General features: G+C 36.1%; 23 protein-coding genes and 1 other annotated feature. Of the genes, 9 read left to right on the top strand and 14 right to left on the bottom strand.

What is annotated here, in order from left to right:
- From FD20_RS09665 to FD20_RS09635, 7 genes are all read right to left on the bottom strand, one after another.
- Entirely contained in the window at positions 1 to 1290 is a 1290-nt protein-coding gene (locus tag FD20_RS09665; RefSeq protein WP_057738095.1) for a glycosyltransferase, read from the bottom strand.
- A 4-nt stretch (positions 1291 to 1294) separates the two neighbouring features.
- Complete coding sequence (cps2T, locus tag FD20_RS09660) at positions 1295 to 2449, bottom strand: beta 1-4 rhamnosyltransferase Cps2T (protein WP_057738093.1); 1155 nt, start codon at positions 2447 to 2449, stop codon at positions 1295 to 1297.
- Positions 2450 to 2517: 68 nt separating this feature from the next.
- The gene (locus FD20_RS09655; protein ID WP_057738091.1) at positions 2518 to 3270 is read right to left on the bottom strand and encodes a CpsD/CapB family tyrosine-protein kinase; all 753 of its coding nucleotides are present in this window, start codon (positions 3268 to 3270) and stop codon (positions 2518 to 2520) included.
- 13 nt (positions 3271 to 3283) lie between these two features.
- On the bottom strand, positions 3284 to 4051 hold the full coding sequence (locus tag FD20_RS09650) for a YveK family protein (RefSeq protein WP_057738089.1): 768 nt from the start codon (positions 4049 to 4051) through the stop codon (positions 3284 to 3286).
- A 279-nt stretch (positions 4052 to 4330) separates the two neighbouring features.
- Positions 4331 to 4999 carry a sugar transferase gene (locus tag FD20_RS09645; protein WP_057738087.1) on the bottom strand — a complete coding sequence of 223 codons (669 nt, stop codon included), beginning with the start codon at positions 4997 to 4999 and terminating at the stop codon, positions 4331 to 4333.
- A gap of 399 nt (positions 5000 to 5398) precedes the next feature.
- Positions 5399 to 6355 carry an LCP family glycopolymer transferase gene (locus tag FD20_RS09640; RefSeq protein WP_157060893.1) on the bottom strand — a complete coding sequence of 319 codons (957 nt, stop codon included), beginning with the start codon at positions 6353 to 6355 and terminating at the stop codon, positions 5399 to 5401.
- Between the two features lie 304 nt (positions 6356 to 6659).
- Entirely contained in the window at positions 6660 to 7415 is a 756-nt protein-coding gene (locus FD20_RS09635) for a hypothetical protein (RefSeq protein ID WP_057738085.1), read from the bottom strand.
- Positions 7416 to 7661: 246 nt separating this feature from the next.
- Between FD20_RS09635 and FD20_RS09630 the strand changes: the two genes are divergently transcribed.
- The 4 genes from FD20_RS09630 (at position 7662) to FD20_RS09615 (ending at position 11177) form a co-directional block, all read left to right on the top strand.
- A complete protein-coding gene (locus tag FD20_RS09630; RefSeq protein WP_057738083.1) occupies positions 7662 to 8240 on the top strand; it encodes a sigma-70 RNA polymerase sigma factor region 4 domain-containing protein in 579 nt (192 codons plus the stop codon).
- A 270-nt stretch (positions 8241 to 8510) separates the two neighbouring features.
- A complete protein-coding gene (gene yjeM, locus FD20_RS09625) occupies positions 8511 to 10004 on the top strand; it encodes a glutamate/gamma-aminobutyrate family transporter YjeM (RefSeq protein ID WP_235807755.1) in 1494 nt (497 codons plus the stop codon).
- Positions 10005 to 10294: 290 nt separating this feature from the next.
- A complete protein-coding gene (locus tag FD20_RS09620; protein ID WP_057738081.1) occupies positions 10295 to 10696 on the top strand; it encodes a hypothetical protein in 402 nt (133 codons plus the stop codon).
- Entirely contained in the window at positions 10689 to 11177 is a 489-nt protein-coding gene (locus tag FD20_RS09615) for a MarR family winged helix-turn-helix transcriptional regulator (protein ID WP_057738079.1), read from the top strand. Before FD20_RS09620 ends, FD20_RS09615 begins: the two co-directional genes overlap by 8 nt.
- 130 nt (positions 11178 to 11307) lie before the next feature.
- On the opposite strand, the gene FD20_RS09610 is transcribed toward FD20_RS09615, so the two are convergent.
- The 6 genes from FD20_RS09610 to FD20_RS09585 all read right to left on the bottom strand — a co-directional run bounded on the left by FD20_RS09610 (position 11308) and on the right by FD20_RS09585 (position 16651).
- Positions 11308 to 11988 (bottom strand): MgtC/SapB family protein, encoded by a 681-nt coding sequence (locus FD20_RS09610; RefSeq protein ID WP_057738077.1) that lies wholly within the window; start codon positions 11986 to 11988, stop codon positions 11308 to 11310.
- A gap of 122 nt (positions 11989 to 12110) precedes the next feature.
- Positions 12111 to 13208 (bottom strand): glycosyltransferase, encoded by a 1098-nt coding sequence (locus FD20_RS09605; protein WP_057738075.1) that lies wholly within the window; start codon positions 13206 to 13208, stop codon positions 12111 to 12113.
- A gap of 558 nt (positions 13209 to 13766) precedes the next feature.
- Positions 13767 to 14594, bottom strand: coding sequence for an aldo/keto reductase (locus FD20_RS09600; RefSeq protein ID WP_057738073.1), 828 nt, complete (start codon positions 14592 to 14594; stop codon positions 13767 to 13769).
- Between the two features lie 130 nt (positions 14595 to 14724).
- The gene (locus FD20_RS09595; RefSeq protein WP_057738071.1) at positions 14725 to 15015 is read right to left on the bottom strand and encodes a hypothetical protein; all 291 of its coding nucleotides are present in this window, start codon (positions 15013 to 15015) and stop codon (positions 14725 to 14727) included.
- Positions 15008 to 15292, bottom strand: a complete 285-nt coding sequence (locus FD20_RS09590; RefSeq protein WP_057738069.1) for a DUF2089 family protein — start codon at positions 15290 to 15292, stop codon at positions 15008 to 15010. Before FD20_RS09590 ends, FD20_RS09595 begins: the two co-directional genes overlap by 8 nt.
- 240 nt (positions 15293 to 15532) lie before the next feature.
- Positions 15533 to 16651 (bottom strand): 5-methyltetrahydropteroyltriglutamate--homocysteine S-methyltransferase, encoded by a 1119-nt coding sequence (locus FD20_RS09585; RefSeq protein ID WP_057738067.1) that lies wholly within the window; start codon positions 16649 to 16651, stop codon positions 15533 to 15535.
- A gap of 62 nt (positions 16652 to 16713) precedes the next feature.
- Positions 16714 to 16962 (bottom strand) — a binding site (T-box leader).
- 390 nt (positions 16963 to 17352) lie between these two features.
- Here FD20_RS09585 and FD20_RS09580 point away from each other — a divergent pair.
- The 5 genes from FD20_RS09580 (at position 17353) to FD20_RS09560 (ending at position 20734) form a co-directional block, all read left to right on the top strand.
- On the top strand, positions 17353 to 18249 hold the full coding sequence (locus tag FD20_RS09580) for an XRE family transcriptional regulator (RefSeq protein ID WP_057738066.1): 897 nt from the start codon (positions 17353 to 17355) through the stop codon (positions 18247 to 18249).
- Positions 18249 to 18977 carry a hypothetical protein gene (locus FD20_RS09575; RefSeq protein ID WP_057738064.1) on the top strand — a complete coding sequence of 243 codons (729 nt, stop codon included), beginning with the start codon at positions 18249 to 18251 and terminating at the stop codon, positions 18975 to 18977. Before FD20_RS09580 ends, FD20_RS09575 begins: the two co-directional genes overlap by 1 nt.
- A 3-nt stretch (positions 18978 to 18980) precedes the next feature.
- Positions 18981 to 19292: a hypothetical protein gene (locus FD20_RS09570; RefSeq protein ID WP_157060892.1), complete on the top strand. Its 312-nt coding sequence runs from the start codon at positions 18981 to 18983 to the stop codon at positions 19290 to 19292.
- A gap of 120 nt (positions 19293 to 19412) precedes the next feature.
- Positions 19413 to 20234 (top strand): helix-turn-helix domain-containing protein, encoded by an 822-nt coding sequence (locus FD20_RS09565; RefSeq protein ID WP_268871951.1) that lies wholly within the window; start codon positions 19413 to 19415, stop codon positions 20232 to 20234.
- Positions 20235 to 20311: 77 nt separating this feature from the next.
- Positions 20312 to 20734, top strand: a complete 423-nt coding sequence (locus FD20_RS09560) for an SRPBCC family protein (RefSeq protein WP_057738059.1) — start codon at positions 20312 to 20314, stop codon at positions 20732 to 20734.
- A gap of 487 nt (positions 20735 to 21221) precedes the next feature.
- Here the strand turns inward: FD20_RS09560 and FD20_RS09555 are convergent, their stop codons facing one another.
- Positions 21222 to 21587 (bottom strand): type II toxin-antitoxin system HicB family antitoxin, encoded by a 366-nt coding sequence (locus FD20_RS09555; protein WP_057738057.1) that lies wholly within the window; start codon positions 21585 to 21587, stop codon positions 21222 to 21224.
- Between the last annotated feature and the right edge of the window lie 354 nt (positions 21588 to 21941).

Raw genomic sequence — 21941 nt, 5'->3', positions numbered from 1 at the left:
CTAATTCCCTTTTTTATACATTTTTTTTATCTCTACGTAATGCTCATTTATTGTTTTTGGACGAATAAGCCTATACTTATTTAGGTTCAACAAAAGCTTAGGTACCTGATTAATATTTTCAAAAATAAAGCTTCTATCAATTATATCTTTTGATCCCACATGATTACTAGTCAAAACCTTTACACCATAGCTCAATGCCTCGGCCGTTATAAATCCAAAAGTTTCGTTCCAAAGACTTGGCACTATTAGAACATCAATTAACTCGAATACTTTTTTTATATTTTTTCTACTGTATCTGCCATGGTTGATAATTTTCGAAGGAATCTTTATCTTTTCATTGCTACCAAAAACATGATACTCAACCTTCTTGCCTGTCATATGGGTTAATTTTAAAAATTCAAAGAAACCTTTATACTTTTCATAGGGGCCAATATACCCTACTCTCAGCTTCCCACTGTTATTTTTTTCTTTCAGTTTAAAACTATTCTTTATAATCCCAGCATTTGAAATAGAAATAATTTCTGATTTATCTATATTTATAAATTTATTATAAACATTTGCACTAACGGTGCTATTGAAGTGGTAAAAATCAAAATATCCAAAAATACTCAAATAATAGTTTCTTAATAAAGTAAATTTTCTTAACTTTTCGTTGCTATAATTAATATCTTTTGTGAATTTTTTATTTTTTACCCCTTTTAGCTTCGATATTTTTTTTAAAAATGGCTTTATAGTTTTATAGGAATTAAACTGAAATATTCTAAGCTTCCAAGTAGGTAAAGCAGTCTTCGAAATCTCTATCCATTTCTTTATTGAATTATCGTCAACATAATTACTGCCGTTGTAAAAGAAATTTGGTTCAGGAGCTAATCCAAAATAATCATGAGAAGTATAAACAATTTTTATTTTAAAAAAAGCGGCCACTTCGAAGAACTCTTTATGTAATCCCATTAATGTATGAATATGAATTACATCAGGTTTTATGGTCTTCAACAAATTAAAATAACAATCTTTATTAGCATTGGCCATAAAATCATTTGGCTCTCTTATTCCACCAAAGAGTGGTAGTGGTAAGGAGTTGATTAAAGAAAAGGCTTGAAAATTTCCATAAGAGTTTGCGCTATCTTTTTTTATATACGCCCTTTTTTTTAAAAAGTTAATTTTCCCTGGGTACAGGTAATATATCATATCCCCATTTTTGGCTTGTTCGTGAGCTAAATCTATGGCGTAAGTGACTAACCCCCCTGTTCTACTGGGGGGAAAACCCAAAGAATAATGAAGTATTTTCAAAGTATCACCTCATAGTCTCTTCATAATCTTTAATAATTCTCTCCCATGAATAAAATTTCTCTATTCTTTTTTTGGAGTTTTCACAGTATTTAGAAAATTCGCATGGTGTAGTGCTTACTCTTTGAATAACATCTGCTAAATTTCCTATTCTATTGCCCCAATATAGGGCACTATTCTCTCCAACCTCTCTATTAAAGCCAACATCATATAGCAAATTAATTTTAGTGCTCGCCAGTGCCTCTAACAATGATGGGTTGGTCCCTCCCACTGAATGTCCATGTATATAGGCTAAAGCATGCTCTCTTATAAACTTTAATAGTTGCTGGTTATACACCGTTCCCACAAACTTTATACGTAAATCCCGTTCAAAATGAGTTTTTCTTTCTAGATTTTCGTAAAAGTTATTTTTTTCAACGTTAGTAACAATAATTAGGTCGTTTTTAACGTTACTATTCATAAATTCCCTTATTATTGTCTCAAAATTATTTTCTGGAACAAATCTACCCACAATTAAAAAGTACTTATCAAAAGTAATATTATTCTTTTTGTACCACTTTTCCACTACCAAATCTTTTTTGTTTAAAGTAGAACTAGTGGTATCTGCACCATAAGCAATAAATTCAGTTTTTGGAGTGTACTTTTCATATTCTTTATGAATATATTTTTCGATTGTTTTGCTATCGCAAATCAGCAAATCAGCATTTTTAACCATCAAGCGTTCAGAAACTTTCCAGTATGATCTAACTGGTTTTGACCATTTTGCTCTTTTCCATTCATGGCCATCTGGATTAACCCAAACTTTGAAATTATATTGATGGAGTTTAGCAACGTAATAATTTAGAAATGGTCCAATTCTACAAGCTAAAATGTACACTATACCATCTCTTAATTTACTTTTTTTTATTTTTTCCAAAGACCATCTTAAAGCCTTCAAATCGTAAATAATGGCTTTTGCTCCACCAATGTTTGGCACAAAAATTTCTTGACAATCTGCTCCTTGATACTCGTAACATCTAACTTGCTTTTGGAAAGTCATACAGGCAACATGATATTTTATATTTTTATCAACCTGATGGGTTACTAAATTATCAACAAAAGTTTCAAAGCCACCATACTTTGCAGGAATTCCCTTTGACCCTACAATAAAAACATCTTTCATAATAATTACTCCAAACTATAAGAATACTTTCACATTAAAAATAACAATTCTTTACATAACTACAGGAATCAAAAATCCTGCAAATAATTTTCTTTCTTTCCGTAATATCCGTAGCCGTAATATCCGGCACTGCCTGAGAACTCGACATCATTTAAAAGTGTTCCTATAATATTAGCCTTTACGTGACTTAGTAATTCTATAGTACGTCGAACAGCCTCTTTCTCAGCAATATTCTGACGAACCACTAGAATTGTACCATCAACTTTGGTAGAAAGAACTTGCGCGTCAGTAACAGATAATACTGGTGGAGCATCATAGATGACAAGGTCCAACTGTTTCTCTAAAGAATCAATCAAAGCATCCATCCTCTTAGAATTAAGTAATTCCGCCGGATTAGGTGGCACTGGTCCACTTGGCATAACATATAAATTATCATTCGATGTTTCATAAATTGCTTCATTAATATCAAAATCTCGATCAGTCAGATAATTTGTTAATCCCTTAGGATTTGCAATGCTAAAGGTGGCATTAATTGTAGGTCTACGCATATCAGCATCAACCAAAAGTGTTTTTAAACCTTGTTTTGCAAATGTTACCGCCAAATTTGCAGCAACAGTCGACTTACCTTCTGATGCAAAGCTTGAGGTCATCATTAAAGATTTATAAGTCTTATCAGCATTAGAAAATTGAATATTAGTACGAATCGTTTTGAACTGTTCTGAGATGATTGAATTAGGGGCAGCTGCAGTAATCATATGGACCCCATTTTCCATAGAATCATTTGAGAGCTGCTTTTTCTTTTTTTTGTTAAAAATTAGCATTAAATTTCCCCTCCTAGACACGTCGACGTGCCATAACACTCTGACCATTGTTTGTCAGCACACTAACAGCATGTCTATTTGTTTTCTTGCTCATATGACTAACTGCTCCCAAACTAACCAACCCCAGCTCATCAGTTAAATACTTTTCATCTTTCACTGTTGTATCAAGTAAATCACGAATAATAATAATAGCTACACCAATAATCAATCCAAGAACAACTCCAATTAAAATATTCAGCTTTTTATTAGGAGAAACAGGCGTTGTATCAGCAGTTGCTTTGGTTACTACAGTAACATTATCAATTTTCATCATTTTCTTTATCTTTTTACTAAAAACGCTGCCTATAGTGTTGGAAATATCCGCAGCTGTATAGGCATTTTTATCAAGTACTGTCACACTTAAAACTTGTGAATTAGTTTGATTTTCAATTGAAATCGCGTTTTGCAAATCTTCTAAATTACCCTTATAGTTATCTTGTTGTCTGATCTGCTTCAGTACTGGCGATAGCACCACATCTTTTTTCAAAACATCCTTATATGTATTAATAGCCTGTAAATCGGCTTGTTGTACATTATATTGCATCTGTGCGTTATCGACTTTTTGATTGACTAAAATATCAGTTGTTGCGCTGTACTTAGGTGTCATAAATATAAAGGAAATTATAAATGCTAAGATTCCCCCCACCAACATCCATATAACCAAACTGATAATATTTTTACGTAATAGCCCCCATAATTGTTGTATATCAATTGTCGCTTCAGTGTTACTTTTCTCAACCATTAATTTACTCCTTCAGTTAATTAAAATATAAAAACGTTTTTCTAATGACACAGAGAACGGGTTGTCTCCTAAATATTTTTAAACACAAACTACACTGTGCAATTATACAATTGTTTCCTTATAAAGACCACCACTGTATATTAATAAACCTCCATTAAACTCTAGTACACTTTCCCTCTAAATTTACTACATTATTATTTTTGCAAAAAACATCAAACACAAATAAAACTTTATTTATTCAAAATTGATAGTTAACGCTTAATGTTTTTGAATTAAACTTCAATATGCTCCATTGGGTACAATCATAATCTTAATCGTCTTTAAAATAATTGCTAAATCATATAATAAGTTGCTTTTTTGGATATACTTGAGATCCAATGCCACCATCTCTTTGAAACCAACTTCATTACGCCCACTGACTTGCCACAATCCTGTACAACCCGGTGTGACATAAAGGCGCTGCTTATCATACTTGCTATACTGTGCGACTTCATTTGGCAGCGGTGGACGTGGCCCCACTAAACTCATATGGCCCATCAGAACATTGCCCAACTGTGGCAGTTCATCAATGCTGGTTTTGCGAATAAAATGACCAACCCGCGTAACTCGCGGATCGTGTTTCAACTTAAACATTGCACCTTCAACCTCGTTATACTTTTTCAGCTCTGCTAGTTTCTCATCTGCATCCATGCACATTGAACGAAACTTATACATGTAAAAAACTTTACCGCCACGGCCCAACCTCTTCTGTTTATAAAAAACGGTCCCATGATCTTCCAGCTTAATTAACAGTGCCACCACTAAAAGCAAAGGCGAAAGGGCTACTAATCCTCCCAAGCTGAAGACAAAATCCCCCACGCGTTTCAACGTCCTATAAACATACCTATGATCAATTCGATAGCGGTCCAAATGAATGATCTGATATTCATTGAACTGACTTCTCTGCATAAGCACTGCTCCCCTAAAGATTAATTTTTATACATTAAACAACAACGCATTTTAATTATACACGCTCTATCTTTTTATTTAAATACCTTTCTTAACAAAAAATTATATAATTGTTAACAAAAATACAATTTTGAATAAAAAAACGCCACAATTCAATAAAATGATTAATATAAGATTCTTTATTAGTTAATTCATCAATATTACAGATATTTTAAAATTAATATTAAACTTTGTTTACAAAATATTTCTATTATTTTCATCATCAATGACAACCAGATTTAAACTACACCAGTTAAACTCGATTATTCACATTTTTAGTACACAAAAATGGAGTATCGCCTTGTACGATAACCCCATGCTAATGCTTGATTTATGTTGTTATATCTAACAGAATATGTTCTAGTTTTTCAAATCCAATGCTGTTCGTAATTGCTGTGAGACCTTATTAAGATTGGCTTGTGGGACGACCTCATAGGAAACACCGTCAATCGTTTTACCTTCGCCTTGCAACTGAAGTTGCTTGACATTGTCAGCCTTGCGATACTTGCTTGCAATCGTCTTCATCTGATCGAATGTAATGTCAGTTTTCATGTTGCTCGAAAGTGCAGATAGAACATCCTGATACTTCATTACACCATTCAACGTTGTAATCTTCTTAACCAGACCACTTAATACCTCACGCTGACGTTTTTGACGCCCGTAATCACCACGTGGATCTTGATAACGCATTCGCGTAAAGGCTAGGATATTATCCTTGTCAATCGTGACTTCACCTTTAGGAAAGTGCACACCCAAATTGGTAAAATCCAAATCATTATTAACTTTAATTGAACCTAATGCCGATGAAAGCTGAACCAGACCACCCATATTCATTTCAATATAATGATCGATCGGTACATTAAGGTAGCTTTGAACAATATTCATTGCACCGCTGACCCCATCATAAGCATAGGCAGCATTGAGCTTATTGTTAAAACCGTGTCCAGGAATCGCGACCTTAGTATCACGCGGTATACTTGCAAGTGTCGTTGTTTCAGTCTTAGGATTAACAACGGCGACCATAATAGTATCTGAACGTCCTTTATATGTACGACCGTATTCTCCGGTATCAGTGCCTAAAAGTAAAATCGAAAAGGGCTTGCCCGCGTTAATACTTTTGTTACTGTTACGACCACTGTTATGTTTTACTTTACTATAGGTAGTATCAACTGCTTGTTTTGCATCACGGTACATCTTGAACATAATCAAGGCATCAACTGCAAAAAAGAGAACCAAAAAGCCCACAATATACTTCCAAACCTTTTTCTTTCCTTTTCTATGATGATGACGATGTCTTATTTTTTCATCTTTTGACAAGAAAGTCACTCCAAACTAAGTTTTAATTATCAATCTTCTTAAACACACAGATTGATTTTAACACTTTTTTAGTTAAAAGAAAATTAGATTTATTAAGTACACTGTTCAATAATCAACCTCTAACACTGAATTTTTATAATTAATTAAGAAAACATATTCCAAATCACCTTATATTATTCAAAAAAATCACTAAACGATATTTTTTTATGGACCATTAATTAATGTTTTCCAAAATAAAAAGGCTTGGGTCAAAAATTAATTTTTGAGCCAGCCTTTTATGACATTTGTTAAATACTTTTTACTCTTACGTTAACCTATTTAATCTCCTTGTTACATCAGTATAGACTTCATTTATCAGTTGTTCCGATGGATTCGTAAAGCCTTGCGAGCGCAGCAAGTCCTTAATAAATTGTCTATGGTAGAAATCTATAAAATTGAGAAACTCATCACTGATCATATGATGACCATCGATCGCATAGAAGGCTGCCGCTTGGGGCGACTCTGGATAATGGTCGGCAACGATCTTCATTGATAGCTGATGTTGAAATTCATAAAGAGAGTGAGCAATCTCAATAACGTGTTTGCAAAATGAGCGTTTAGTCTCGACGATTATTTTAACTGCAACATTGAACACTTTTTCACAATTAAGTATAATCTTATCCCCTTCGCTGCTGAAGATATGGCTTGACACATTGTTAAGGAAAAACCAGTTCGTTGAATGTTGAGTCGCTCCCGAGAGCGGGATCATAAGAACCTCACCATACACATAAGGTAAGGCACCTGTAAGTTCCCTGTACTGCATGAAAACACGTGTAAATGCGAATGTAACTGCGCTTTTCTCGACAAAACGATTAACTAATTTCCTTGTTTCGTAATTTGACAAGCAGATTCCTTTATGAATATCAAAAATAATTGATTTGACATTCTTTATCCTATATCTCTGACAATCAAGAACGAGCAGTGTACTCTCTGCCTGTATCTCAATATCCCTGTCAAATTCTCCCAGTGCGATTATCTTTTCGATCTTACCTGTATCCAGCACAACAGTTCTTTGTGACATCTTGCAAACACTTCCTTTAGTCTAATTTTTTGGTTCCGGTTCACATTGTGAACACGGTTTCATTATACATTATAGGTAAAAATTTTGCTAACTTTTATTTAGCATTATTTTTTATTTTTTTGTTGACACTTTTCTCCTATGCACTTAAGCGCTTTCTTTCTATATTTTAAACTACTTTATATTCTAATATTCTTAAGATGATTCAAGGCCTTGAATTAATCCTATTAATAATGGAGTGATTGAATTATGACAACAAAGGCAGCATTTGACTTTCTATTATCTGAAGAACGGGAACGCGTGGTTTATGGTGTCCTTAAAAAATTGCACATCGGACCACTGCATCCCCAATACCAAGACTTTCTGCAAGAAGGCCGAATTATTTTTGCAGAAGCCTACTTGGCATATAAAAAACTGCATCCTGCCAGTGACAATGAGCATGACTTGATGCTTTTTGCCTATCAGCGAATTCGTTGGCGCCTACTGGATATACTGCGTAAGGAACAGCAGCATATTTCAAATTGTCAGAGCACGGAAAGCCTCTTACCTTCCACTAGTGGAACAAATTCCGAAATCGTCTTTGAAGCAGTTGATCCGACCACACTTGATACTGAAGAAGAAACCTTAAACTGCGAGCTTTATGAACGTCTGCTCAAACAATGTAACAAAAATGAAGCAAAATACCTCCAGCAAAGCTTTCTCTTCATGAGACCGATCGCTGAAATTGCTAGAATGTATGGTGTTTCGCGGCAAACCATCTATAATTGGCGTGCCGGTATCCAGCGAAAGGCGAAAAGTATTCTTGATGAAGAGACTCCTGCTGCCTAAACATCCCCATGACTCAATGAATGATTTAATCCAAAACTATCCATGCTCGCTGTTTTATTTTATAAGAAAAAAAGTTTTTTCTTATTTTTATATCTATGCATAATTTTAACATTTATGGCTTTATAACTGCTAAAAATACATTTACTCTGAAAATAAAGTTTATTTATACAGTGTCTTGGTGTAAAATTTTAGAATGATTAATGAAAAAACAGTAATTTTTCGGTTCTTTTTTCTAATCATGCTATTATTTATTCCAATGAGGTGAATCCTTTGACAAAAAAAGCAACTTCTGTACAGCAAGTGACACTCTTGAGCATGATGCTGATGATTTTTACATCGACTTTTGCCTTCGATAACACTTCGATCGCATATTACACGATGGGTTATGCCGGCATCATCTGGTATGTTCTTGCTGCACTGCTCTTCTTCGTCCCTTCTTCCTTGATGTTCGCCGAGTTCGGCTCAGCGCTGCATAATGAACCCGGCGGTGTTTATTCATGGCTGCAAAAATCCCTAGGCATTAAGTGGGCATTTATTGGCGGTTTCGTCTGGCTGGCATCATGGATCATTCTGATCGTTTCAACTGTTTCCAAGATTTGGATCATGCTCTCAACGACCCTTTCCGGCGCGGATCGTACTGATCTGTGGCGGCTTTTCGGACTCGACTCGACCACGACCCTCGGATTGATCAGCATTATTTTCTTCTGCACGATCACCTTTATCTCGACTAAAGGTTTAGGCAAAGTTGTCCATCTAGCCGCGATCGGCGGTTTAGCTGCTGTTGCGATCACTGTCTTTTTCTTCGTTATCAGCTTCATTGTTCTGATCGCAAATCATTTTGAGCTGGCACAACCGGTTCATTTGCCAAAGAGCCTCTTTGTTTCTCCGCGAAAAAGCTATCAATCACTGAGCCAGACTGTCTCCTTCGTCATCTTCGCAGTCTATGCTTATGCCGGCATTGAAGCTTTGGGCGGTGTTTCTGACCGCATGAAAAATGCTAAAAAGAATTTTGCGATCGCGATGGGTCTAGGAACATTGGCAATCACTGCCGTCTATGCGCTCTTCATCTTCATGTGGGGTTTTTCCGCCAACTGGACTAAAACTTTCAGTGATTCCTCGGTCAATCTGGGCAACACGACCTATGTCTTGATGAGCAATCTTGGCTATACACTTGCGGTCTCGCTTGGATTAGACAGCATGGCTTCAACTTTTAGCTTCTGGTGTGCCCGCTTTGCGGCTTTCATGATGCTGCTGAGCTATTGCGGCTCCTTCTTCGTGATTGCTTTCATGCCGATCAAGTCCTTTATTCTCGGAACACCCAAGGCACTGTGGCCTAGTTCATTAACTAAGCTCAACCGGCATCAAATGCCTGCTAACGCAATGTGGGGACAGGCAATTATCGTTTCGATCTTACTGGCACTGACTTCATTTGGCGGTAAAACCGCAGTCAGTTTTTATAATGTCTTGACACTGATGGATAATATCTCATCAACACTTCCCTACCTTTTCCTAGTAACTGCTTTTGCGCTCTTTAAATTTAAAAATCCCCTCAAACAGGATTTCATCTTCTTCAAAAGCAGTTCACTGACCTATCTGATCGTCGGGCTGACAGACATTTTGCTGATCGTTGGAATTGGTGCAACTGTTGTCTCTTCTATTTCAGCCCAGCAATACTGGGATCTTTTCCTTGAAATCGTTGGACCGATCTTATTCGGATTGATCGGATATGTGCTGTATCTGATCTATAAACACAAGAATGCTTAATCAGTATCGTATAATAACTGGGGTCTATGGCAAAAATGTCATAGACCTTTTTTGCTTTGTCGATTTTAAACGGGTTCTATCAACAAAGAATAGCTCTATATAGCTTTAAGTATAGCAAATGAAGAATTCCGCCTGACTCTAACCATTAATTTTAAAGTCCATAGCTCTGCGAGCCTGTTCGCAATTTTATATCGCTAAAATCTTCTATTTATTGATTCGACCTCAATTCCCCTTGACATATACGCATTTTATGAATATAGTTAACACGTTAACTGAAAGGAGGAACATCTATGAATAAAAAACAAATAAAAGATATTATTGAGGAGACATATGATGATGTCTTAAATAATTTACGTGTAGATAAAATAAAGCAGTATTTTGATACAACTTATACGCAGACAACAGATCTTAAAACAAGCAACTACGATGAATTTGTTGGTCACATTAAAACTTTGAAACGGATAACAACAAGTATTTCTGTTCCTCGTTTTAATGAGTTTATTATTGATGAAGATCAAGGTCAGGCATTTTTACATTATCTCGTACTGATAACAAAAAAAGATGGTACCAAAGGAACAGTTGAGGTTTTTGCTGTTTTTACGTTACGTAAGAATAAAATTATACGCTGCGAAGAGATAACACAAACAATAGATAATGAGAATCTGGCTAATATGGGAAGTGTCAATGAATAACATGGATGACCATAGGAAATTAACAACCGAAATTTTACAAGAACTACAGAGTCTTTTTAGCATCAAAGAACAAGTCAGAAATCGGCAAGCCGGTTCAATTAGCAAGATCAAAAATGGGTTGGACGAAAATAACATCTCACTGAGACAATTAGAAATACTTTCCTTAATTAATAGAGAACCAAATAGCACTAACACACTCTTATCAAAGTTGTTGAACATCAGTAAACCAGCTGTTTCCAGATTAACCTCAAAATTAGTTGAGCAAAGACTTATTGAATTCAACTACCTCGAAAACAACAAATCAAAAATATATCAACTGACTAATAAAGGAAAAATAGTTGCTGAAACGCATGATGTGTTGCATAAGCAAGCGACAGATGATTATGAAAAGATATTATCAACTTTTTCAGATACAGAGTTGCAGGTTATTAAACTATTTATTCAAAGATTGAGCGACCATTTGCAGGATAGTTTAAATTAAAATATCCTGGCAAAAAACAAATAACTGGCTCATATAGAAAAAAACGCTCATTTGAGCGTTTTTTTGTCAAGCAATGACTTGGAGAAAAGATACTTCGCGATAAAATAATACATTTTTTACACTGAACTCTTCAAAATGATTTCACATTCTCTACTTCTGTGATCTGCTCGTATTGACTTAAAAAAGTTACAATAAAGCTCATTTCTTCTTCCTTTTGTATAATAAAATTAAGTTTGAAGATCAAGTTTTCTGAATCGTAGGCTAAAACGATCGCTTGCAGTTTCTTGACTTTTTTATTCTCTAGTTCGTTAACAATTTTCCCCATCGTTTTCGTATCTCCTTTTAGGTGAACGATCAACCGCCCTTCCAGTGCTCCTGGCAGTCCATCTAAAAAGTGTTGATGGTGTAATAATATCTGGACTAATAAAATCAAGATCGTTGCAAAAAGAGCCAGCAAGTGCATCCCTGCCCCAACTGCTAACCCGATGGCAGTAACACACCAGATACTGGCAGAAGTAGTAAGTCCTTCGATTCCGTGACGATAAGTCAAGATCGCTCCGACACCGATGAAACCAATACTGCTAACAACTTGCGAAGCGACCCTGGAAGGATCCAAATCTATCTGCGCATAAGTTAATACATCAAAAAAAGCGTATTTAGAAATTATCATCATCAAGGCTGCACCTAGTGCAATCAGAATATGGGTTCGAATGCCGGCCGATTTTAAGCGAAGCTGCCGTTCATAACCAACTAATCCGCCATAGATCACTGCTTCGATCAATCTTAAAAAATAATCAATTTGCGTTTCCAATGGCAAGCACCTCCACTTTCCATATTCTAATTCTAGGCATCTCCTACTTACTTGATTGCTCGATACATTTTTTGCAAAAAATTATGTGCTAATATTTCAGCTTGCAATTTGAAACTGCTCTGTCAGCTTGTCCTTTCATGTTTGATCAACCTATTAAACAATAAAACCCACTCTTCAATGATGCGCTCCAAGCGAAAGTCTCGTGCACGCTGAATGGATAGTTCACTAAAATGCTGCCTGCAGACTAAACTGTTCATCAAGGGAAGTATTTTTTTGTAAAGATTCATCACATTATGATCATTAAGCAATATCCCGTACTTTCCATTTTGAAGGTATTCCTGGGCCCCTGTATTCCACATACTGACAACTGGTAAGCCAAAATTCATAGCTTCTCCTATAACTAAAGGCAAACCTTCCCATCTGGAAGTCGTCAAGAATATCGAGGCTTCTCTATAACATTTTTGCAGTTCACAGCCAGTTAGTGGTCCCAACAACAAAACCTTCTTGTCCAAGTTTTTCAATGTAATATTATTCTCTAACCACTCTTTGTCCGCTCCCTCACCTACCAATTCTATCTGCCAATCATCCGGTAGATACGGTGCTAGATCCAAGAGATAATCAAGTCCTTTATGCTGAGTATCTAACCTGCAAACAGATATAATATTCTTTTTAGTCAGCTCACTTCTGCCATTGCTTTCAAGTGTAATCGGATTGTGTATTTTTATTGTATTAGAATTATGTTTCGCAAATTCGACTGCATCTTTTTCTGTCAAGGTCACTATTGCATCAACAGCTTCAAGTCCAGCCAAAAGCTCTGGTTTCATGTCCTTATAATATTGTTCCATATACGTTTTATAATTGTTATGCATCCACGCAATCAACTTGACTGCAGGCACCTTTTGCTGTATCAATGGTGCAAAGCTCGTAAAGAGTCCTGCATTTAGAATAACGATATCAATCTTTATTTCTTTAATAGTTTCGATCAAATCCTCAATCTGCCTGCCATTTTTTTGGAGTGGCTGATCCTCGCGAAAACTTTTTCCCGAATTAATCGGATGCCTGGCTTTTATTAAGGTAGCCTCTAGGTCAAAAAAAGACTTGTCAGTGGACAATGAATAGTAGAAAAGCTCATACTTTTCAGCCAATTTGTTTCCAATTACCGTTGCCACCCGCTTAACTCCATCCATTTGCAAATTCTCAACACAAATTAAAATTTTCATACACGGTTCACTCCTGACCTAATATGATAGGATCTGCTTTAACGGTAATGTTAACTGAAACTTTTTCGCACAATTCTTTCCTATCTAGAATATAAAAAACGACCAACTACATATGAGCTTTCTTTCCGTCCGAAAAACTACCTTGCTTATCTATATCTTCATTTGATTTTCAATTATAAAAGAGAGCTCCCTGAGTTTATACACTGAGAGAGCTCGCGACTGAATTTGGAATTTAAACTTACGCTAGAATTAAACCCAACTGAAATTTATCTTTTTCCTATCTTTTACTGTTATCTTCATCAAAAGCCTGCAGTCTTTCTGAACTTGGTTCTTACGCCTAGAATACCGCCCACAGTAAACGCTGTCAAAAATATTGTTTCACACAAAAAATAATTTAAAATATCAATATTGGTAATCCATGCCAAATGCAACTGATATTAAAAGGTACCAAGCTAAGATTTCTGGCTTGGTACCTTTCTTTTGGTCGTCTAAAAAAGATAATTATGCTATCTGTTTTTTAGAGGCGGTCCTCTTTAAAAACACAGTTTTTCTGTATTTCTACCTATTTAGATTAGTCTCTGTCAAACCATTCAGCTTCAGCATATCTTCCACGGAAATTTCAAAATTCAACTGTGCATTATTCTTAATATGTTCTTCATGGGCAGCCTTGGGTAATGGCAGAACAGCATTTTGCAGAACGAACTTGATCGCTAACTGCGCAACACTGACATTATATTTAGCAGCTATTTCTTTGATAGCAGCATTTTGTAAAATGCCGCCTGTTGCTAATGGCGAGTATGCCTCAACCAGAATATCGTTATCCTTGGCGAACTTGGTCGTCTGCGGTTCCGTGTAACCAACAAAGTACCGAATCTGATCAATTGCCGGTTTTACTTCGGCACGTGCAAGGATATTCTGCAAATCATGGGCATTGAAGTTAGAAACACCGATTGCTCTGACTTTTCCACTAGCATAGATATCTTGCATAGCTTTCCATACTTCAATGTTTTCTTTATCATAATTAGCACCTTTTTCTGCCCATGGCCACGGAGCATGCACTAGATACAAGTCAAGATAGCCTGCATCAAGTGCATCCATCGTTGAACGAAAATCTTCGATCGCACCGGCATATGTCTTTGTTTCAGCAGGTAGTTTAGATGTCAGAAAGATATCCTCACGCTTTATTCCTGAATCACGAATAGCCTTCCCAACACTTCTCTCATTACGATAAACTTTCGCAGTGTCAATGTGGCGATAACCAGCTTTTAAAGCTGCTGCGACAGCATCATAAGTTTGTTTTCCATCTGGAATCTGCCAAGTACCAAAACCGACCTTGGGAATCTTAACTCCATTATTTAAAGTAAATGTCTCAGTTAAAATTGACATAAAACTCCTCCTCTAAGTGCTTCTTATTGAATCAATCAGCAAGTGTATTATCTCATTTACACAAAAAAATAACGAGGAAAGCGGCTTGGCTCTCATTTTGAAAATCAAACGTTTGACAAAATGACACGGACTATAGTGGTTTGTCTGAGATGTCCTTTGCCTTCATCTTCTCCAATTCTTTTTGCGCTTTTTTATTTCGAGACTCGGTCGCTTCAAACCAGATTCCGTTCAGAATTACCTCGCCACCGATCAAAACAACAAACATCGGCAAAGTAAATCCTTGTGTAAACATTTTATAAAGAATAAATAATAGATAGACTGTTCCCGGGATCGCTCCAAACCATTTGGGCAGGTAACGGTCTAAAATATGTAAAACGATAACAAACAAAAGTGCATATAAATAACCCTTAAAATCAAGCATTCTTCTTTTTTTCCTCCTTATATACCTGAATCAGTTCCTTGGCTATAGCTAAAGAAACTTTTTCATCAATTACCATCTGCATAACTTTGGTCACAAAAACATCATCCCCCTGCTGATCATGCAAACCAATTTTTTGAATAATCTTATTGAGACGCAGTCTGACAGTTGGATAACTGACTGCATAGATTTTAGCCAATTGCTTCAGAGAACCTGAGGCCATGACGAGTTGCTTAATAAATTCTTGATCCTCTGGTTCTAATGTAATAAACCAATCCATTTCTTCACCCTTTCTTTAACATTATTTATTTAATATTAACATTGTTAAAACAAAAATCAAATTAAATTCAACAAAAAGCATTTGAGATACTATGAATGGAATGAACATAGGAATTCAATTCATCAACTATTTATCCAATTTTTGTGGTCCGAGACAATAAAAAACATCTCCATCATCATGAGTTCTCTCTGATTTTGAAGATGTCTTTCTATTAAGTTTATTCAAGAACTGGTAAAAAAATTAGCTATGCCAAACTTCCTTTGCTGTTTCAACCACTAATTGAATTTTCTTCCACTGGTCATCTTCAGTCAGATGATTTCCTTCTTCAGTCGAAGCAAAACCACATTGTGGAGACAAACATAAGTCATCCAGCTGAACATACTGACTTGCGTCAGCAATTCTTTCTTTTAGTAAAGCTTTGTCTTCTAATTCTGCTTTTTTAGTAGTAACTAACCCAAGTACCACGCGTTGTGAACGACCATTATCAGCGATTTTCTTCAATGGTTCGAAACCGCCTGAACGTTCATCATCGTATTCCAAGAAATAACCATCAATATGCAACTGTGCTAGGTAGTCCGCAACAGGATCATATGCACCAGCACCTGCCCAATTTGAATCATAATTGCCGCGACAGATATGCATTGTCAAGACAAGATCATCCGGTTTATTATCCGCGATGGCATTAATAGCCTTAACTGCTGCCTCGCATAATGGTTTTAGCTCAGGATTGATTACATTCTTTGAAAAACTTGCCCACATTCCCCATGAAGTGTCGTCAATTTGGAGATAACGACAACCAAGATCATAGAAATGCTGCACCGTTTTTTGATAAGCTTCGATCTCATCAGCTAAAAATGCTTCTAAGTCATATTGATAATGTTCATCATAAACTTCAGCGTCCTTATTTGGGAAAAAGACAGATGGACTTGGAATTGTCTGTTTTGCCACCACACCTTCAGGGACGACGCTGTTTAAATACTCAAAACCGGCAAAGAACGGATGCTCAGGATTATAAGCAAGCTTATCTTCGATCTTGATACCGCCCTTTCTAGTCTCTTGTCCGTTGAAAACAAAACCATGGTCCGGTTCAAAAAATTCTGCGCCCTTTAAACCATCAAAAAAGTCTAAATGCCACCAACTGCGTCTGAATTCGCCATCGGTTACATCCTTTAAGCCTAATTCAACTTGCTTATCGACGATCTTTTTAATTTCTTCATCTTCGATTGCTGTCAAATCTGCGCGTCCAAGCTTTCCTTGCTGAAAAGCTGTGCGGGCTTTTTTCAACCTTTCGGGTCTTAAGAAACTGCCTGCGATATCATACCTACTTGGATATTGTGTTGCACTAGTTGCGTTTGCCATTGATCTCTCTCCTTTATTCTTAATACAAAAAAAGCCCTTGAAATAAATAATTAATTATTTATTCCAAGGACGAACGAAACGATCGCGGTACCACCTTTTATTTTGTCTAATTTGCATTAAACAACTCTGAGAGTACAGCAACAATGCCATACTCCGGTACGTTAATGAATACCACACAATGCCTTCTTACAAATGCTCGAAAACATACCGCTCCAAGACCATCTTCACCGCTTGATTGTCGCTCATTTTCATCACTACATGAGCTTTCTTAGCACAATTACAGCAGTTACTCATCTTTTCATTGCATTAAATTATTATTATTCTCTCATTAGTTTAACATTCTATCTTTCAGGAAATCTTTTGTCAAGTAAATAATTTTAGGCACTTTCTTAATCGAATCAACCTCTTTTATTTTTCCTTTAGGAATAATTCTGTGTGAAATTTATTTTGCACATAAATTATTCCTATTGTTTAAATAAGAATTTCCAATTCAAATCTTCAATTAATTCATCTTATTCAAGCTTGCTCTTGTCAATCTGATTGAGCTAAATCCATTTAACTAGCGTTTTCAAATGTTGATAGATCAGCGATGCAACCTGAAGTTGCGTACTCAGCATCCATAAGTAGACAAGGTAGCTGTTTACTTCACCCCATTCTAATGGATAATAAAAAGAGTATTCAGCAGGAGGTTAATACATACTATGACTAATATCTTTTCACACCAATTAATAACATTGCGGAGACGAAAAAATCTATCTCAAAATGATCTCGCACGCAAACTATATGTTTCACGCCAATCCATTTCAAAATGGGAAAATGGTGAGGCAGAACCTGGAATTGATAAACTGATCAACTTAAGTGAAGTACTGGGAGTCGACCTGGACTTTTTAATTCTGGGTAAGGAAAAACTTAACGATCTTATTATCAAAATCAGCGGGTTAAAAAAAGCATTCTCGCAACCTGTACTGCAAGGAATCAACTTAAATATCTATGGTAAGGACCGCATTGCTCTGCTTGGGAGCAATGGTGCAGGAAAATCAACCCTCGCCAAGATAATCTATGGCGAAATAGAAGCCGACAGCGGTCACATCGAAAATCACATTAATATAAGAAACGATTTAAATGTTATGACCCAAAATGATGTTTTAATGGGTGATTTAACAGTAATTGAACACGTTCAATTAACCGCGCTGATTGACAAAGTCTACTCGAGAACATTTATTGAACAAATGATTCGCAAATTCCGCCTGGAAAAGCAAAAAAATACTTACGTCAGCAAATTATCAGGCGGACAAAAAAGGCGTTTAGCGCTGCTGCTTGCTCTCTTGCGCGAATCCAAACTGCTTCTTTTAGATGAACCAACTGTCGGCATGGATCTAAGTTCGATCGATTTTTTCTGGCGTTACTTGGATCATGTCGGTGGCTGTGTTATCACAATTACACATGATTTTAACCAGATAGACAAATATTTTTCACGTGTTTTATTATTGAAGGACGGCAAAATTGCCCAAGATATCTCTGTTGATAAGATTCATAGCCACAATCAAACGATCGAACAATGGTATCGCCAATACAATGATGGGGAGGAACAAGCCTAATGATCAAATTGATCCAGCTAAAACAAATTTTACGCAATCGCCGCTTTTTCCTATTTACAATTCTGATTCCTTGTTTCTGGTATTTATTTATAATCAATCTTACACATACGAATCAACAAGTATCGCCCACATTAAAATACATTTGGTTTCTTGTCGCTTGCCTAATGGGGCTCACTGGAAACTCGATCGTTACCTTCAGCAAACGTATCAGTAACGGACGCCGCTTTTACCTGCTCAAAGCCAATCTTTCCCATTACTCGATCTGGCATTTTATGACAGATCAGCTGATCACACAGCTGATCTTGAATAGCATGATCATGTTGATTATTGTTGTCATTGGCCTCATATTGGGAACGCTCAGTCTGAATACTACATTGCTGATTACATTGGCCCTCTTGAATATTTTTGGCATTTATTATAGCGTTATCGGTTTTGTCTTGGGACTTACCATGGAAAGTGCGGCACTTGACGCCAGCGGAGCACCCCTAATGATCGTTGGCGCACTTTTTATCGTGCCTTTTAACACTTTCATTAACAATAGCTTCGAACACTTTATAACTGCCGTTCAAAAATTATTCCCGGGTTATTATTTATATTCCATTGGAACCCAATTACTTGGTCACAACTCAATCAACACTGATCTGACAAAGTTTTTTATTTCTTTTTGTGTTACTGTCCTTCCATTTGTCGGAATTCTCTGGTTCAAGTTGATCAAGAAAGCGAGGTGATTCATGATGCTGCAAGAAATACATGATTTTGTAAAAAACAACTATGAACAGGAAAACTTCCAGACATATAACGAACATAATTGGTCAAAAACCGATTATTCCTCTAAAAACTGCTCATATCAGCAGAACAATATGGCTGATTATCAGCTTGGTTATCAGCAAGCCATTCAAGATTATAAGACACAGCATGAATTCCGCCATTATCCCGAAGAATTAGCTAAATTGATTAACAAATTGACTAATGGACGTGTATCGGAAATTTCAGAATACATTAGGGGCTACAATGTCGGGAAAGAAGAACTTCTGTATAAATAAAAAGTAGTTGCTGAAAATAGATAAGTTCTTGGACCAAACTTTCGACAAACTCATTTCGATCTGGTTTAAACTGTTATAATGATTAAATTAACAGCAATGGTGGTGATTTGAACGGAAACAATAACTATCGGAAAAATACTACAGCAAGCACGCAAAAAACAGCACATGACGCAAAAAGAGGTCAGTAGAGAGATTTGCTCGCAGGCAATGCTTTCAAGTATTGAACATGACAAGTATAGTCCGAATGTTGAACTCGTTATTGCTCTTTGTCAACGTCTGGCTATCAGTCTGGAAAGTTTGAGTCTGGCGCAAAATTATGCTGTCTCAAGCAATTCGGACTTCAATAATACTCTGGATACACTGTGCAATGCTCACCAATATACTGAATTATTGGCTTTCTTGCAGTCACATGTTGTACTTTCCACTATTGTGTCATCTGCGCAAACGCAATCTTATTATTATTATCTGGCCGTGGCTGAATTTCAAACTTCGAAGAAAACAGAGCGTGCCAGTGAAGACCTCAAGCTGGCTCTGGCAGAACACAAAACGGGAACACCTTTAAGCACACTCGATCGACTTTGTTTCGGCAGCCTAGCCTTTTTAAAAAACAACAGTGATGCAAAAAAAGGAATTGCTAGTCTATATCAGCAGGCGTTTGCTGAATTGGAAACCACACCCTACTCGCCTAATCTCAACATTCTTTATTACTTAAGTGCTTTTTCTGCCTATCAGAATTTGAATTATACTGAATGTGTGCATCGGCTTTTAGCAGGGATCGACTTTATTGTTGCGCATGATTCGCATTATATGCTGGCGAACATCTATTATTTACTAGCCAAGGCCGCACAAAAATTAGACAATGAAAATCAAAAAAATGAATCTGAACAACGTTCTGTCATTTTTAAGGAACTCTTCAATGAAAAAATTTTCCGCAAATTCTAAAATATAAGAACTCTTATTTTTGCTGCTTACTCCTTTCAGCTATGCTTAGATCATCAACTGAGAGGAGCTACAACATTATGAAAGAATTATTTACAAATTTTATTACCATTAACACCAGTCAAGAGGTCATTCGGGATTTACTTAAAAATCCACAGCATCTGCTTGAATGGGTCCCAGAAGTTCAAGTCGTCGAAGCGGAAGAAAATCATTTTCACATTAAACGAACTACTTCTGCTCTCAACCAGCAGGAAACTTTAACTGTTGAAGCTACTGCTGACAGCATTATTTACCACAGCACTGGAGGACGTTTAGAATACGACGCTATCTTCAAAATGACGAATGCAGGCCATCAAATGATTGTTGAACAAACTCTGTTGCTTAAAGACAGTGTTTCTCTGTTTTTGCCAACAAGTCTGCTGGCTCCGATTGCAAAACATGCGTTCAAACAAAACTTGAATGCATTAAAGAAATTAGCTGAAACCGTAGCCTACCAAGACTAAAATTCGCTATTTCAGCAATCAATTTAAATCTTGCGACTATGCGTTTCCATTGTTGCTAAGATTATTTATGAAACCTGAGAAAAACTTTTTAGTACTTTTAATTATTTTCTCTTTCAAAAGCAAGAGACCTCCGGCTTATAGTCGGTTGTCCCTTGCTTTTTCTGTATATGCTGATTTAGTACTATGCAATAAAAAGAACTATACACTAATTTTAAACATACTAATTCCCTATAAATGTGCTTCACAAGTTAAAATTCTTCGTTTAACTAGAATTACTCCATAGTAAAGTGACACGCCGTAATCGCAATATTTTGCTAGTACTCAAATGTTGCGTTAATGCCAAATACGCATCGTGCATAGATTTAATCATTAGTGCGCCTCACTAATTAAAATCATTCTGCTGTTCCTTAAGATACCGCTATCCAATTTCTGATTCTTTTTGCAACTTTTTTTCCAGAGCTTCTTTCAATGTAGCAGAAAAATTAATTTACTTTTTTTCAGCTGCTTCCGCTAAATCCGTTGGAAGTGCAGTGTTTTTTTTAACCACTGGTGTTCTTACTCTTTTAGCAATCTCATTTAAGTCCGTGCCAATTAGTGTCACAATGGTATCCGGATACTCTTTTTGGATTTTTTTTAAATCACTAGGTATAGGCAACTCTTTTTCATCAAAAAGAACTAACCCCAGTGCCTCGGTCCCATTATGAACTGCTTGAGGAATATTATAACCTTGAGTAACAGCACCAACAATATCTGGAAAGGTAACTGTATATTCATTTCCATCATTCATAGTGTTATCCAAGACTGCCGGATAGGCAACCACTCCTGCACTACTACGGCTCCTAGTCTCTTGCATCATGATTTCCCCTTTTATTTATATGATTTTGTTTTGTATGATTTTTAAAAGAATTTACTTTAATCCGGCTTTTTCGTTCTTTTAAAACTCTTCTGGCAGTAATCTCCGTCATCATACAATCTCATATTTTTTAATATTTTAAAATAAAAATTCAATTTTTCCATCTCTTTTAGTTCATTAATACATATTAGTCAACTTAAAGGATAAAATTTTGCAAAAAAAAAACAGTCCAGCAAGATAAAGTTTAAGCTCTTCACACTTTACTTTTTCTCTTCCGATCTAACTAACTCAACCTTCAACAATCTTAAATCTCTTCAAAATCATCATCAATTTTATTAATTATCTCGCTGGACT

The sequence above is a fragment of the Liquorilactobacillus uvarum DSM 19971 genome (assembly GCF_001434935.1).
GTDB lineage: Bacteria > Bacillota > Bacilli > Lactobacillales > Lactobacillaceae > Liquorilactobacillus > Liquorilactobacillus uvarum.
Note: the sequence above shows the minus strand (reverse complement) of the source record. Positions and strands in the feature narration are given on the sequence as shown.

Coding starts and splice junctions, on each gene's coding strand:
- FD20_RS09620 (WP_057738081.1), top strand. CDS start 10,295: ATGAATAAAAAACAAATAAAAGATATTATTGAGGAGACATATGATGAT.
- FD20_RS09645 (WP_057738087.1), bottom strand. CDS start 4,999: ATGCAGAGAAGTCAGTTCAATGAATATCAGATCATTCATTTGGACCGC.
- FD20_RS09590 (WP_057738069.1), bottom strand. CDS start 15,292: ATGGATTGGTTTATTACATTAGAACCAGAGGATCAAGAATTTATTAAG.
- FD20_RS09630 (WP_057738083.1), top strand. CDS start 7,662: ATGACAACAAAGGCAGCATTTGACTTTCTATTATCTGAAGAACGGGAA.
- FD20_RS09600 (WP_057738073.1), bottom strand. CDS start 14,594: ATGTCAATTTTAACTGAGACATTTACTTTAAATAATGGAGTTAAGATT.
- cps2T (WP_057738093.1), bottom strand. CDS start 2,449: ATGAAAGATGTTTTTATTGTAGGGTCAAAGGGAATTCCTGCAAAGTAT.
- FD20_RS09595 (WP_057738071.1), bottom strand. CDS start 15,015: ATGCTTGATTTTAAGGGTTATTTATATGCACTTTTGTTTGTTATCGTT.
- FD20_RS09605 (WP_057738075.1), bottom strand. CDS start 13,208: ATGAAAATTTTAATTTGTGTTGAGAATTTGCAAATGGATGGAGTTAAG.
- FD20_RS09570 (WP_157060892.1), top strand. CDS start 18,981: ATGATGCTGCAAGAAATACATGATTTTGTAAAAAACAACTATGAACAG.
- FD20_RS09635 (WP_057738085.1), bottom strand. CDS start 7,415: ATGTCACAAAGAACTGTTGTGCTGGATACAGGTAAGATCGAAAAGATA.
- FD20_RS09555 (WP_057738057.1), bottom strand. CDS start 21,587: ATGCAAGAGACTAGGAGCCGTAGTAGTGCAGGAGTGGTTGCCTATCCG.
- FD20_RS09560 (WP_057738059.1), top strand. CDS start 20,312: ATGAAAGAATTATTTACAAATTTTATTACCATTAACACCAGTCAAGAG.
- FD20_RS09580 (WP_057738066.1), top strand. CDS start 17,353: ATGACTAATATCTTTTCACACCAATTAATAACATTGCGGAGACGAAAA.
- FD20_RS09585 (WP_057738067.1), bottom strand. CDS start 16,651: ATGGCAAACGCAACTAGTGCAACACAATATCCAAGTAGGTATGATATC.
- FD20_RS09575 (WP_057738064.1), top strand. CDS start 18,249: ATGATCAAATTGATCCAGCTAAAACAAATTTTACGCAATCGCCGCTTT.
- FD20_RS09615 (WP_057738079.1), top strand. CDS start 10,689: ATGAATAACATGGATGACCATAGGAAATTAACAACCGAAATTTTACAA.
- FD20_RS09655 (WP_057738091.1), bottom strand. CDS start 3,270: ATGCTAATTTTTAACAAAAAAAAGAAAAAGCAGCTCTCAAATGATTCT.
- FD20_RS09650 (WP_057738089.1), bottom strand. CDS start 4,051: ATGGTTGAGAAAAGTAACACTGAAGCGACAATTGATATACAACAATTA.